The organism is Nonomuraea sp. NPDC046570 (genome assembly GCF_040645915.1).
GTDB lineage: Bacteria > Actinomycetota > Actinomycetes > Streptosporangiales > Streptosporangiaceae > Nonomuraea.
In genome coordinates, this window is record NZ_JBEYZF010000008.1 from 15,259 (window position 1) to 28,475 (window position 13,217).

The window sequence follows — 13,217 nt, forward strand, 5'->3', positions numbered from 1 at the left end:
CCTGGGTGAAGGGGCGTTTGTCGTGGCTTGAGAGTCTCTAGGGGGCGATGCGGGCAACCATCCGGAAAGGAAGTTCTGGGGAGGACCCGTGCGTTTGGTGGGGCTGGCCGTACTCATGATGACCGCTTCGTGTGCGCTGACCCCCGCTGACGCCATGCCGGTCGTGACCGGCGCGTTCGGCAGCAAGCCGGTGATCGAACTGCCCGTGGGCAGGCCCGCGGCGACGCCGAGGCTGGAGATCCTGACCATGGGAATGGGGCCCAGGACCAGGCCGGGCGACGTGGTGCTGGCGGACGTCGAGATCCGTACCTGGGCCGGGAACCGGGCGTACAGCAGCACCTATGACGTCGATCGGCCGGTGACCGTGGTGTTCGACCGGCATGTGGCCGGAACCTGGCGGCGGGCCCTGGTCGGGCGGCGGGCCGGGAGCCGGGTGATGCTGGTCGGCCCCGCCGCCAAGGTGGCCGGGCCGGGGGTGCCCGCCGGAATCCCGGCGGCGGACACGCTCGTCCTCGTCTTCGACGTCCTCGGCGGCTACCCGCCCGACGCCCGGCGGCTCGGCGGCACGCTGCCCGACCTGCCGTCCCCGCTGCGCCAGCCGGCGCATGTCCTGATCGGCGGCTCGGGCGCGCAGGTGCGTCCGGGCGCGCGGGTCGTGGCGCAGTACGTGCACGCACGCGGGCGCGGCGGGCCGGTCGTCGACTCCTCCGCGGCCCGAGGCGGGCCCGGTGCCTTCGTCCTGAAGCCCGGCGCGGTCCCGGCCGGCTGGGTCGAGGGCCTGACCGGGCAGCGGGTGGGCAGCCGCGTCGCCGTCACCGCGCCCGGCGGCAGCATCTACGTGATCGACATCATCGACATGGTCTGACTCGCGGCACGGCCGTGCGCGTTCAGCGGCAGGTGGTCGACGGCTGGGTCAGTCCTGTGATTTCAGCAGCCGGAGGAATGCCTTCAGGCCGGTGATCACCTCGTGGTTGTCGGTGATCCGGTCGACGGTGTCCTCGAAGCGCAGGGCGATCCCGTCGAGCCGCTGCTCCATCAGGCCCACCCGCTTCGCCGAGCCCCGCGCCCGCTCCTCCACCGCCGACAGCGCCACCCGCAGGTCGCCCTCACTCTGCCCGATCCGCGCCACCATGCCCCGCTCGCTCTGTTCGATCCGCTCCACCAGGTCGCCCTCCACCCGCTGGAGGTACTCGACCAGCTCCTTATTCCGCTCGACGAGCGCGTCGACCCGGCCGGTCAGGATGTTCACATCCTCGCGCGGATAGCGGGCCTCGTGCATCAGCACCCCGACCCGCCTGCGCAGGTGCCTGAAGTACGCCGCCATCGGCCGGAAGGCGGTGCTCAGCAGATAGAACCCCGCGAAGTAGTACCCGACCACCGCCCCGGAGAAGACCGTGATCCCCACGATCACGGCGGCGGACACGACATGCCCGCCGACCGCGGCCACCAGGGTACGGCGGGCGATCCGCCGCGCCTCCTCGTCGCGCTCCTCAGAGATCGTGATCCCGTGCTCGCGCGACTCCTTGATCTCCTGCAGGAGTGCCCGAGCACCGAAGTACAGGTTCCAGGGAACGATGAGCAGCAGCACCAGCCAGGCGAGGCTGGCAGCGCCGAGCCCGAGCGAGAGCAGGGTGGAGAGGGGAACCTCGGCGTACAGCAACAGCCAGATCGAGATCAGCACCGCCACCAGCGAAGCGGGAAGAATCCACCATTTCATGACATGAGCGTCGCCCCCAGAACCCTCACCACACGAGAGCCCGCATGCTCAAAACCCCCTGAGCACCAGCACTCATGGAGACGGCGAGCCGTTGGATCAGTCGACACCGAAGGCGTAAATCTCACTATCCGGTTGCGCGACCGGACAGCCCTCGGGAGGCGTCGACGAACTCCTCTCGAAGCGCCTCCCACGGAAACAGACTCCGGGACGTCTCCCCTGGTACGGACTTCGGCAGCGGGAAACGGGCAGGGTCGAACATCACCCGGACTCCCCATGAGCGCAGCGACTCCACGCTCTGGAGGAAGGCTGGGTGCCGGGCCAGGGCCATGTTCGGATTGGGTACCGCGATCATCGGCACATCCAAACCGAGCCCTTCGTTCAGCAGGCCGAGCACCAGCGTGTCGCTGATCCCGGCCGCCCACTTGTTGATCGTGTTGAACGTCGCGGGAGCCACGACGAAGGCATCCGGAGGCCACGGCAGGACGTCCGGCTCGTCAGGGTGTTTGTACTCGCTCCGCACCGGGTGCCCGGTCACCTTCGCCAGACGGTCGGTTTCGGTGAATTGGCGGCCCTTGGGAGTGAGGATCACGCAGACGTCCCACCCCAGCCGCTGCGCCCAGGTCACGAAGTCCGGGATGTCCGCCGTGGGACGCGCGCCGCAGCCGATGACGTACAGCACGCGTTTTGGGGAGTCGGTCACGCCTGCATGCCCTCCGGTGTTCCTCCGTGGGCCGAACTATGCTCGGCGTAGCTTGGAGGGTGGATAGCGAACCCCCAGAGGATAGGGCCTTATGGCGAAATCTGTCGCCGGCGTGGCTTTCGCTGATCGAGAACGGCAAGGCGCGTCTAGAGAAACGGTCGGACATTGCCGCGCTAGCCAAAGCGCTTGACGTCGCCGCGACCGACCTGCTGGGAGGTCCCGCCCCCGCCGTACCCTTCCCGGCAAACCAGGGCGCGCCTCCTGTCCGGCTTCGTGAAGCGCTGCTGGACACCTCACTGGAGAATCCCTCGACATCCCGGCCCGTCCTCTGGACGTGCTGGCGACCGAGTGGATCGGGCCCGCGCTGGCATCGTGCACCACTACGAGTGGAACGGGGACACACGTGTCGGGCTCATGCTCCACGAAGACGGGTCCTGGGCTCGCGCCGAGCAGGCCGGGCACGCACCTCCGGTGGTCACCCAGGCAGGCCCGCGTCGCCTGTGGGACCTTCTGGACCAAGTGCGCGACATCTGGCTACGAGAGGGGCAATTGCCCCTGCACGGCGCCCTGGCACGGATCCACCCGGACGGCACGATCAGCCTGCGGCGTGGCCGGTGGTCGGCGACCATCGACCGGTAGCTGAGCGAGTACCCGTGAAGGAGTGACCAACGGTGACGCGGGGCAGCAGACCCTGGGGGAGCTTCCTGGTGTGCTGTGGCCGGACCTGGGTAGGCGGGGGTGGACGGAGGGAGGACGGTATGGCATCGCTCGTGGATCGGATCAAGGCCTACCTGCACAGCCCCAAGGGCCGACAGACGATGGAGCAGGCCAAGCGGATGGCACGTGATCCCCGCAACCAGCAGAAGGCGCGCAGGTTCCTGGACAAGTTCCGCTCCAAGCGGCACTGAACCCTAGCCGCAGTGTTCGAGGGGGCTGTCGTACGAGGAGGCGTCGGCCTTGCCACCCCAGCGCACGCACGCGCCGGGCGCGACGGCCTTCACGGGACCGGCGTAGTAGGCATAGCTGCCCGCGTCGGTCTCCCGGTCCCGGCCCTCGACCTCCAGGTACGCCGATGTGGCCGTGGCCGTGCCGAGTGAGGAGGTTTTGACGGTGGCCACGCAGTTCTCGCCGGTGGTGGCGTTGTAGAGCAGGTAGACGTTGCCCGCGGAGCCGAGCGGGGCCGAGTCGATCACCTTGTGGCCGGCGCCGCACACGGATTCGGGGGTGTGCGGGTTGGCGCCGTTGATGTACGACATGTACTTGGCCCAGTCCCAGAACCGCCCGGGGTCGGTGTGGTCGGCGCCGGGCACCTCCACGTGCCCGATGATGTGCGCGCGGTCCTTCGGGATGCCGTACCGGTCGGCGATGTTCCTGGTCAGCGCCGCCGACGAGCGGTACATCGTCTCGGTGAACCAGGTCGCGTTGTCGACGAACCCCTCGTGCTCGATCCCGACGGAGGCCCGGTTGTAGGTGCTGTTGCCCGCGTGCCACGCCCGGTCCTTCTCGCGCACCATCTGGGTGACGTCCCCGTCGGACGAGCGCACCACGTAGTGGGCGGAGCTCTTGGCGGCCGGATCCTGGAACCAGGAGATCGTCCCGGCGTACGAGCCCTGTGCGACATGGATGACGATCTTCGTGATCGCGTCGCTCGAGGGCCGGTTCGACACTGCGTAGTTGGCGGGGTTGGCCGCGACCCAGCGCGCCCCGGGGTAGTCCACGGCCGCCGCCGCGAACCGCTGCCCGTCGTACTTCCCCCGCTCCGGCCGTACGGCACGCGCCGCCACCCGCACCCGCTCCCCGCCGGGCGTGACGGCGGAGATGCCCGCGCTCAGCGCCTCGTACACGGCGTCGGCGTACAACCTGGCCACGGCGTCGGAGGAGGCGTTGCCGTACCTCGCGACCGCGCCGTACCAGCGGGCCGGGTCCTTGCGCGCGGCCGGGTCGAGGCCGAGGGCGTCGGCGTGCGCGCGCAGCACGGCCGCGCCGCCGGCCACGTTGGCGGCGTCGTCCTTCCGCACCTCCTCGACGGGCCGGGAGGTCAGCGCGGCGGCCTGGTCCAGGGCGGGACCGGCCAGGTGCATCATGCCGTAGCCGCCGCTCGCGCTCGGCTCGCCGCGGTGCCCGTCCAGCCGGGTCTCGGCGTAGGCCACGGCGACCAGCAGGTCGCGGGGGACGTCGTAGGCGGTCGCCGCGGCGTCGAAGGCCTCGGCCAGCGGGGTCACGAACGCGGTGTCCGCGACGGGGAGGGTCAGCGGGGTCACGAGCGTGGTGTCCGTGGTGGGGAGGGCGGCGGTCAGCGGGGTGGGCAGGGCGAGGGCGGCGGCCAGCAGAGTGGCCATGCGGATGTTCATGGGGGCTCCTTGCGGAAGGTGGCGGACCCCTCGGCGAGGGATCCGCCACCGGGCGGGTCAGCTACCGCAGTGCTCGAAGGGGCTGTCGTAGGTGGAGGATCCGGCCTTCCCGCCCCACTTGACGCATTTGCCGGGGGCGGCGGCGATCACGGGTCCCGCGTAGTAGGAGAAGTTGCCCGAATCGAAGCGGCGATCACTGCCTTGGACTTCCAGGTAGGCGCTGACCGCGGTGGGGGTGCCGAGGTTCGTCGCCTTCATCGTCACGACGCAGTTGTTGCCGTTGCCGTTGTTGTAGAGCAGGTACACCGTTCCGGACGAGCCCAGACCCGCGGAGTCGATCACGTCATAGCCCGCGCCGCAGGCCTGCTGCGGGGTGTACGGGTTGCTGGAACCGCCGCAGTTGCGCGAGGTCAGCGTCTGGTTGGGGTAGCCGAACGTGGTGCCGTTGAAGACGGCCTTCTGGATGTTCGACGGGTAGCTGCTGCCCAGCCGTACCTCGTAGTGGAGATGTGGGCTGATGTTGTTGCCGGGCTTGCTGGTGTTGCCGACGGTGCCGATGCGCTGGCCCTGGGAGACGGCCTGGCCGGCGCTCACCGAGCGGACGTTCAGGTGCGCGTAGTAGGTGGTCCAGCCGCCACCGTGGTCGATCTTGACGAGGTTGCCGTAGCCGTTGGCCGAGCCCTGGTGGGCGGAGATGACCACGGTGCCGGAGGCGGCGGCCACCACGGGGTCGCCCAGGTCGGCGTCGGCGGTGCCGCCCCGGTTGAAGTCGATCTCGTACGACTGGTGGGCGCTGCTGGCGCTGGAATTACCCGTCCAGCTCTGGCCACAGGGGAACGGGAGCTGGAAATTGGTAGCGAGGAGTCCCGGGTCGGCGGCGATCTCCACCTCGCCGATCTCGGTGGGAGTCGGCTCGGGGTCGGCGGCGGCGCTGGAGGCGGTGGCGACGGTGGCGGTGAGGCTGATCAGCAGGGCGCAACCTGCGACAACCATTCCTCTGAGGTTCAATTTCTGCACTTTCCCGCAGCTCCGACGGGGGGTGACGGTGCTGCGCACTCATCGGAGAGTCTCGGCTGGAATCAGCGTGCGGATTGGCCGTACAAAAATCGTCCAGAACCGATACAAAGAGCTGTCAGCCGGTTGCGATGCCCTCAAGGGGAGCAGGTGCGGTCATGGCTGTTGACGAACTCGTGTTCCGGGTGCTCGGGCCGCTGGAGGTCCTGGCCGCCGGCCGGCCGGTGCGGATCCCCGGCGGGAAACCGCGCCTGCTGCTGGCCACCCTGCTCCTCGACGCCCCGCACGCGGTGCCCTGCGACCTGCTGGTGGAGGTGCTCTGGCCGCGCCGCGCGCCGCGCTCGGCGCAGGCGAACGTGCGCACCTACGTCAGCGCGCTGCGGGCCCTGCTCGGCCCGCTCATCCGCTCGGAGGGGTCCGGGTACGCGATCGACGTGCCCGCGGGCGGCCTCGACCTGCTGGAGTTCGAGGCGCTGGTCGGCCGGGCCCGGCGGCAGCCCGAGCTGCTGCGCGAGGCGCTCGCGCTGTGGCGCGGCGCCCCGCTGGCGGGCCTGCAGGGCAGCCCGCACTGGGAGCGCCGCCTGCACCCCCTGGCCGAGGTACGGCTGACCGCCGCGCAGGAACTGGCCGCCCTGCGTCTCGCCCAGGGCCGGTACGCCGAGGCGGTCACCGAACTGCGGGCCCTGCTGGCCGACCACCCCTTCCGGGAGGACCTGTGGCGGCAGCTCCTGCTGGCCCTGCACGCGGGCGGGCGCCAGGCGGAGGCGTTGCGCGCCTACGTCGAGGTCCGCGAGCACCTGGTCGCCGAACTGGGGGTGGAACCGGGCCCGGAGTTACGCCGGGCGCACGCCCAGGTCCTCACGGGCGAGCCCGCGCCGCACCACTCGTCGTCTGACATGCCGGTCCCTCGACAGCTTCCGCCCGACATTCCGGATTTCGTGGGGAGGCGGAGGGAACTGGCCGTGCTCTCCAGCCTGCCGCCGCTCGTGGTCATCACCGGGCCGCCGGGCTCGGGCAAGTCGGCGCTGGCCGTACACGCCGCGCACGCCCTCGGTCACGCGTACCCGCACGGGCAGCTCTACCTGTGCCTGGAGGGCACGAGCCAGGCTCCGGCGGATCCGGCGGAGCTGCTCGGCGAGGCGCTGCGGGCGCTGGGGGCGGTCCCGGCCGGTTCGTTGCCCGAGCGGGTCGCGCTCTACCGGTCGTTGCTGGCCGAGCGGCCGATGCTGGTGCTGCTCGACGACGCGGTGGACGCCGCCCAGGTACGGCCGCTGCTGCCGGGCGGGGCGGGCACGGTGATCGTGACGAGCAGGCGGCGGATCACCGGGCTGCCGGGCGCGCGGCGGCTGAATGTGGACGCGCTCGACCCCGCCGAGGCGGCCGAGCTGCTGGACGGCATCGTCGGCGCGCACAGGACGGCCGAGGAACCGGAGGAGGCGGCCGCGATCCTGAGCGCCTGCGGGCATCTGCCGCTCGCCGTACGGATCGCCGGAGCCCGGCTGGCCGCGCGGCCGGGGTGGCGGCTGAGCGTGCTGCGGCACCGGCTCGCCGACGACTCGCGTCGGCTGGGCGAGCTGCGCGCGGGCGACCTGGAGGTGCGCGCGAGCCTGGAGGGCAGCTACCGCCTGCTCTCCGCCGACGCCACCCGCGCACTGGCCACCCTCGGCCTGCTCGGCTCCGGCGACCTCCCCGGCTGGATGGTGGACGCCGTCCTCGACCGGCACCGCAGCGACGAGGTCACCGACGACCTGGTGGACGCCAACCTGCTGCAGCCGGTGGGCACCGACACACTCGGCCAGCCCCGCTACCGCCTGCCCGACCTGGTCCGCTGGCACGCCCTGGAGCAGCCGCCCGACACCCAGGCGCTGGGCAGGGTGCTGGCCGCGTGGACCGCCACCACCGAGCACGCCACGGCCAGGCTGCCCACCGTCGTCTTCACCCTCGGCTCGGCCCGCGCCGCCCGCTGGTGGCCGTCGAGAGAGACCCTGGAGCGGCTCACCGCCGACCCGCTCACCTGGTTCGAGGCCGAACACGACACCCTGCTCGGCGCGGTACGGCTGGCCGCCGGCGCGGGCCTGACCGAGTCGGCCTGGGGCCTCGCCGCCGCCATGGTCCCCTACTTCGACCTGCACTGCCACTTCGAGGCCTGGCAGCAGACCCACCGCACCGCCTTGGCCGCCGCGAGCGCCGCGGGCGACCGGTACGGCGAGGCCGCGATGCTGCGCGGCCTCGCCCAGGTCTGCCTGTACCAGGACCGCTACGCCGAGTCGGAGCAGATGTTCACCCGCTCACGCCGCATCTTCCGCGAGCTCGGCGACACCCGGGGCGAGGCCACCTCGATCTGCGGGCTGGGCGCGGTCAGCCAGTTCCGCGGGCTGCACCCGAGCGCGCTGGCGCACTTCCGGCAGGCATTGGCGATGTTCCTGTCGATGGGCGACCAGAGCGGCGAGGCGTACACCCGGCAGGCCATCGGCCGGGTGCTGCTGAAGTCGGGCGAGCTGGCCGAGGCCTCCCGCTGGCTGGACCAGGCGCTGCGGCTGGCCCGCGAGCTGGGCGACGCGCACCGCGAGGGCTGCGTGTCGGTCCAGGTCGGCCGCCTGCACGACCTGGGCTCCGACTCCGGCCGGGCGATGCGCTTCCAGGGGTACGCGCTGGAGATCTTCCAGAGTCTGGGCGACCGGCACTGCGGCGCGTACGCGCGGCAGAACCTGGCGGGCCTGCAGGCCGCCCGGGGCGACTGGGCGCCCGCCACGGCCGGGCTGGAGCGCTCGCTGGCCGTCTTCCGGCAGCTCGGCGACCGCAGCGGCGAGGCGTCGGCCACCCGGATGCTCGGCGAGCTGCACCGCGAGGCGGGACGCCCGCACCTGGCCAGGGACTACCTCGACCGCGCCAGCGCGCTGCTGCGCAGCCTCTAGCGGACCAGGCGGCGGAAGAAGCGCTTCATCCGCCCGGGGTTCTCGACGGCGGCCGGTCCGCCGTCGAGCACGGTCAGCGCCTCGGCCGCGCTCGGCCGCTTGCCGGGCGCGTGCTCGCGCATCTGCCTGACCAGGTCCATCACCTCGGGGGCGGCGTCGCTGCGCGCGGGCTCGGCGTCCTGGTGGCTGGGCAGCTCGCCGGTCAGCAACTGGTAGGCGATCACCCCGGCCGCGTACACGTCGGAGGCGGGGGTCATCAGGTCGGGCCGGTCCTGGCACTCGGGCGCCACGTAGTGCGCGTCGAGCACATTGGACAGCTCGTGCGCCACCGTGTAGTTGCGCGGGCCCGGCTTGGCGTAGTCGAAGCCGGTCAGCATGGCCTGCCCGTCCTCGGTGACCAGCACGCAGGCGGGCGACAGCGCCCGGTGCACGACGCCGTTGCCGTGCACGTGCGCCAGGCCGCGCAGCATGCCCCTGAGCACGTGCAGCTTGGCGTCGGCGCGCAGGTCGGTCAGGTGCAGGTGCAGGGCGCGGCCGTGCACGTCGTCGAGGACGAGCACGAACCTGCTCTCGTCGTCGATGGCGAAGAAGTCGCGCGACCTGACCACGCTCGGATGGGCGGGGATCCTGGTCAGCGACTTGTAGGCGTTGGCGATGCGCTGCCGCTCGGCCGCCCGCTGCTCCTGCCCGGCCATCGGGTCGGCCTGGTAGACGCGCAACAGCACGGTCTCGCTGTCGGGCAGTGTGGTGTTGACCGCCCGGTACTCGGTGACCCGGGTGTCGCCGCCGAGCTGCTCCTCCACCTCCCAGTTGCCGAACCTGGGCGGCGCGGTGCTGCGCCGTACCGTCGCGTTGAGCGCGCCGAGGATCGCCGCCCGGTACGGCCTGGCGTCGGGGCTGCACCCCCGCCTGATCCTGCCGACGTCGCTCAGCGTGGCCAGCAGTCCCGGCAGGTCGGTGACGTTGCCCGCGTCCCGCCCGCCCTGGTCGACGAGGACCGCGTCGGGGGAGGTCAGCACCACGAGGCTGTCCACGTAGACCCGTTCGAGTTCGCGGTGCCGGTCGACGAGCAGCCCCTTGAGTGCCCGCGCGGTGCCTCTGAGCTTGGCCACGGGCGAGCCGAACGCCTCGCGGCGGGGCGGGAACCACCGGGTGCCGGCCACCTCGATCCGGCCTCTGGTGCCCTTGACGTCGATGACGACCAGGGAGTGGCCGGTGAGGACGACCAGGTCCACCTCGAACAGGTCGTCGCCGCGCGGGAGCTCGATGTTGTGCAGCAGCAGCCAGTCGGCCGGACCGTGGTCTCGCAGGTACGCGATCACCCGTCGTTCGGCGTCGTTGACCGGATGCCCCCCGCCGACGATCTCTGCCATAGGTCACATCCTTGCATGGTTTCAATTGACAGCATGTTGTCGATATGGCAAGATGTTGTCATAATCACGACGAAGGGCGCACCATGACGAAGACCGTTCACCTCGCCGTCTACGACACGCTCGCCGACTGGGAGGCCGGGCACGCGGTCGCGCACATCCGCAACGGCAACTTCCAGCGCGAGCCCGGCTCGCACACCGTCGTCACGGTGGGCGCGAGCCTGGAGCCGATCACCACGATGGGCGGCATGCGCGTCCTGCCCGACCTCACCCTCGACCAGCTCGCCCCCGGCGACAGCGCGATGCTGATCCTGCCCGGCGCCGACCTGTGGGACATGGGCGGCAACACCGAGTTCGCCGCCAAGGCGGCCGAGTTCCTCGACGCGGGCGTCCCGGTGGCGGCCATCTGCGGCGCCACCGCCGGTCTGGCCCGTGCGGGCCTGCTCGACGACCGCGACCACACCAGCGCGGCCCCGCAGTACCTGGAGATGCAGGAGGGCTACGGCGGCGCCAAGTGCTACGTCGAGGAGCTCGCGGTGACCTGCGGCGACCTGATCACGGCCGGCCCGACCGGCCAGGTGGAGTTCGCCAGGGAGATCTTCGGCAGGCTCGGCCTCTACACCCCCGAGGTCCTCGACGCGTGGTACAGGCTGTTCGCCAAGAGCGACGCCAGTGCGTTCGAGGTGCTGATGGCGGCCTCCGGCCATGAGTGAGGAGAGCGAGCTGTTGTCGGCGACGGCGCTCACCGCGTTCCGGCTCAACGGCCAGTTCCTCGACGTGGCCGAGGAACTGGCCGGGGAGGCCGGTCTCACCGCCGCGTGGTGGCAGGTGCTCGGCGCGGTCCTGCGCGAGCCGCTGCCGGTGGCGGGCATCGCGCGCACCATGGGCATGACCCGGCAGGGCGTCCAGCGGATCGCCGACCTGCTGGTGGAGAAGGGGCTGGCCGAATACCGCCCCAACCCGGCGCACCGCAGGGCCAAGCTGCTGCGGCCGACCGAGGAGGGCAGGGCGGCCGTCGACAGGATCACCCCCGGGCACGCGGAGTTCGCCGCGAGGCTCACGGCGGAGCTGGGAGTGGAGGAGTTCCGGGCGGCGCAGGAGGCGATGGCCAAGCTGTCCAAGGCTTTGGAGAAATGGTCGGTGTGACGGACGCCTTCCCGGCACGGCCGAGATTTCCCCGGTCTCCGGCTTGACGCGATCCACGGGCGAGAAGCAGGATCGAGACAGTAAACGTTTACAGTCTGGAGCGGTCGCATGAACCCCTACGTGCCGAGGCCGATCGACCTGCCGACCACCGTGCCGCTCGCCCCGGGAAGCGACCTGTCGGTGCTGGACGAGGCGAAGATCTTCGCCGCCCCCGACGACCCCGCCCAGTGGCCGGCCTGGCGCGAGCGGCTCACCGAGTGGCGCGACGGTGCGCGGGCCGGGCTCGGCTACTCCGGCGCGCGCTACGCCACCTTCGACTCCGACTGCCACAGCGTGTGCGTGGCCTGGCTGTGGGACGAGACCCTCTACGACCACGCCACCGGCACGTTCACCGTCGACGCCTTCCTCGACGCCGCCGACCGCGACTTCGGCGGGTACGACGGCGTGATGCTCTGGCACGCCTACCCGGTGATCGGCGTCGACGGCCGCGACCAGCTCGACTTCTACCGCGACATCCCCGACCTGCCCGAGGTGGTCAAGGCCTTCCGGCGCAGGGGGGTGCGGGTGCTGCTCAGCTACTACCCGTGGGCGGGCGAGAGCGCCGCCGAGATCGCCGGGCTGGTGGCCTGGACCGACGCCGACGGCGTCTTCCTCGACAGCTCCAAGGAGGGCTCGGCCGAGCTGCGCCGCGCGCTCGACGCGATCAGGCCCGGCCTGGCCATGGAGGGCGAGTCCCGGGTGCCGCTGGCCCGCGTGCACGACCACGAGATGTCGTGGGCGCAGTGGTTCGCCGACTCGCCGGTGCCCGGCGTCATGCGCGCCAGATGGTTCGAGCGCGGCCACATGCAGCACCACACCAGGCGCTGGCACCGCGACCACCTCGGCGAGCTCCAGTCCGCCTGGCTGAACGGCGCGGGCGTGCTGATCTGGGAGAACGTCTTCGGCGTCTGGGTCGGCTGGAACGCCCGCGACCGCGCGCTGCTGCGCGCGATGCGCCGGGTCCAGCGCGGCCACGCCGCCTGGCTGCGCTCGGAGGACTGGACCCCACTCGCCGACCACGTCCCCGGCACCCAGGTGTACGGCTCCCGCTGGGTGCACGACGGCGTCCCGCTGTGGACGATCGCCAACCGCGGCGGCGCCTACGACGGCCCGTGGATCGTCACCGACGACCTGCCCGGCCACCGCTGGACCGACCCGGCCACCGGCACCGACCTCACCGTCACCCCCGTCGACGGCGGCCGGATCGCGATCGGCGGCCCGCTGGCGGCGGGCGGGATCGCGGCGGTGCTGCCCGTCCCCGCCGGCCGGGAGACGCCGCCGCGGATCTCTGACGCCTCGGACGACGACGGCTTCCCCGCGCGGTCGGCGGTCCGCGTCGCCAAGCCGTACGCTCCCGTCCAGGGGGTGCCCGCCGGGATGGTGGCGGTCGGCGGGGGGAGGCACGAGCTGGAGGTCCGCTTCCGGGTGCGCGAGTGCGGGCTCTACGGCGAGACGCCGTACGTCGACGAGTGGAAGCCGCTGCCGCCGCGCCTGCACGGGCCCGGCCTGCTGCACCGGCGGGTGGAGCTGGGCCCGTTCGCGATCGCCATGCACGAGGTGAGCGCCGCCGAGTACGCCGCGTTCCTCCGCGCCACCGGCCGGCCGGTCGGCCTCTCGGCGGGGGACGAGCCCGTCACCGGCGTGGACCTGGCCGACGCGCGGGCCTACGCCGCCTGGGCGGGGGCGAGGCTGCCCACCGAGGACGAGTGGCAGGTCGCCGCCATGGCCGGTCTGCTGGCCAGACGCGAGCCGCTGGTGTGGAACCTGACCGAGAGCGAGCACAACGACGGGCGTACCCGCTTCTGCGTGCTGAAGGGCGGCAGCGCGTTCGTCCCGGAGGGCAGTGACTGGTACTTCGACGGCGGTCCCCGGCCGCCCGAGTTCTCCGCGAAGCTGCTGATCCTCGGCGCGGGCCTGACCCGTTCCCCGTTCATCGGCTTCCGGCTGGCCGCCGACCTGGTCTAG

12 protein-coding genes are annotated in these 13,217 nt (G+C 71.9%); 7 read left to right on the top strand and 5 right to left on the bottom strand.

Features of this window, described 5'->3' with window-relative positions; all coding sequences use genetic code 11:
- The first annotated feature begins 88 nt into the window (after window positions 1–88).
- Window positions 89–865 (top strand): FKBP-type peptidyl-prolyl cis-trans isomerase, encoded by a 777-nt coding sequence (locus ABZ911_RS15250; RefSeq protein ID WP_358055414.1) that lies wholly within the window; start codon window positions 89–91, stop codon window positions 863–865.
- 48 nt (window positions 866–913) lie between these two features.
- Here ABZ911_RS15250 and ABZ911_RS15255 read toward each other — a convergent pair whose 3' ends face one another.
- Both ABZ911_RS15255 and ABZ911_RS15260 read right to left on the bottom strand, forming a co-directional pair.
- On the bottom strand, window positions 914–1,717 hold the full coding sequence (locus tag ABZ911_RS15255) for a hypothetical protein (RefSeq protein WP_358055416.1): 804 nt from the start codon (window positions 1,715–1,717) through the stop codon (window positions 914–916).
- Window positions 1,718–1,841: 124 nt separating this feature from the next.
- Window positions 1,842–2,417: a flavoprotein gene (locus ABZ911_RS15260; protein ID WP_358055418.1), complete on the bottom strand. Its 576-nt coding sequence runs from the start codon at window positions 2,415–2,417 to the stop codon at window positions 1,842–1,844.
- A 414-nt stretch (window positions 2,418–2,831) separates the two neighbouring features.
- Here ABZ911_RS15260 and ABZ911_RS15265 point away from each other — a divergent pair, with 414 nt between their 5' ends.
- Together ABZ911_RS15265 and ABZ911_RS15270 are read left to right on the top strand one after the other, a co-directional pair.
- Window positions 2,832–3,056: a hypothetical protein gene (locus ABZ911_RS15265; protein WP_358055420.1), complete on the top strand. Its 225-nt coding sequence runs from the start codon at window positions 2,832–2,834 to the stop codon at window positions 3,054–3,056.
- Window positions 3,057–3,175: 119 nt separating this feature from the next.
- On the top strand, window positions 3,176–3,325 hold the full coding sequence (locus ABZ911_RS15270; RefSeq protein ID WP_358055422.1) for a hypothetical protein: 150 nt from the start codon (window positions 3,176–3,178) through the stop codon (window positions 3,323–3,325).
- A gap of 3 nt (window positions 3,326–3,328) precedes the next feature.
- Here ABZ911_RS15270 and ABZ911_RS15275 read toward each other — a convergent pair whose 3' ends face one another.
- Together ABZ911_RS15275 and ABZ911_RS15280 are read right to left on the bottom strand one after the other, a co-directional pair.
- A complete protein-coding gene (locus ABZ911_RS15275; protein WP_358055425.1) occupies window positions 3,329–4,768 on the bottom strand; it encodes an N-acetylmuramoyl-L-alanine amidase in 1,440 nt (479 codons plus the stop codon).
- Between the two features lie 57 nt (window positions 4,769–4,825).
- On the bottom strand, window positions 4,826–5,761 hold the full coding sequence (locus tag ABZ911_RS15280) for a M23 family metallopeptidase (protein WP_358055427.1): 936 nt from the start codon (window positions 5,759–5,761) through the stop codon (window positions 4,826–4,828).
- A 179-nt stretch (window positions 5,762–5,940) separates the two neighbouring features.
- Here ABZ911_RS15280 and ABZ911_RS15285 point away from each other — a divergent pair, with 179 nt between their 5' ends.
- Window positions 5,941–8,697: a tetratricopeptide repeat protein gene (locus ABZ911_RS15285; protein WP_358055429.1), complete on the top strand. Its 2,757-nt coding sequence runs from the start codon at window positions 5,941–5,943 to the stop codon at window positions 8,695–8,697.
- On the opposite strand, the gene ABZ911_RS15290 is transcribed toward ABZ911_RS15285, so the two are convergent.
- The gene (locus ABZ911_RS15290) at window positions 8,694–10,070 is read right to left on the bottom strand and encodes an NERD domain-containing protein kinase family protein (RefSeq protein WP_358055432.1); all 1,377 of its coding nucleotides are present in this window, start codon (window positions 10,068–10,070) and stop codon (window positions 8,694–8,696) included. The two genes, ABZ911_RS15285 and ABZ911_RS15290, sit on opposite strands and share 4 nt — an antisense overlap.
- Window positions 10,071–10,153: 83 nt before the next feature.
- Between ABZ911_RS15290 and ABZ911_RS15295 the strand changes: the two genes are divergently transcribed.
- From ABZ911_RS15295 to ABZ911_RS15305, 3 genes are all read left to right on the top strand, one after another.
- The gene (locus ABZ911_RS15295) at window positions 10,154–10,780 is read left to right on the top strand and encodes a type 1 glutamine amidotransferase family protein (protein WP_358055434.1); all 627 of its coding nucleotides are present in this window, start codon (window positions 10,154–10,156) and stop codon (window positions 10,778–10,780) included.
- A complete protein-coding gene (locus ABZ911_RS15300) occupies window positions 10,773–11,213 on the top strand; it encodes a MarR family transcriptional regulator (RefSeq protein WP_358055436.1) in 441 nt (146 codons plus the stop codon). The genes ABZ911_RS15295 and ABZ911_RS15300 overlap by 8 nt, the downstream gene beginning before the upstream one ends.
- Before the next feature lie 108 nt (window positions 11,214–11,321).
- Window positions 11,322–13,217, top strand: a complete 1,896-nt coding sequence (locus ABZ911_RS15305; RefSeq protein WP_358055438.1) for an SUMF1/EgtB/PvdO family nonheme iron enzyme — start codon at window positions 11,322–11,324, stop codon at window positions 13,215–13,217.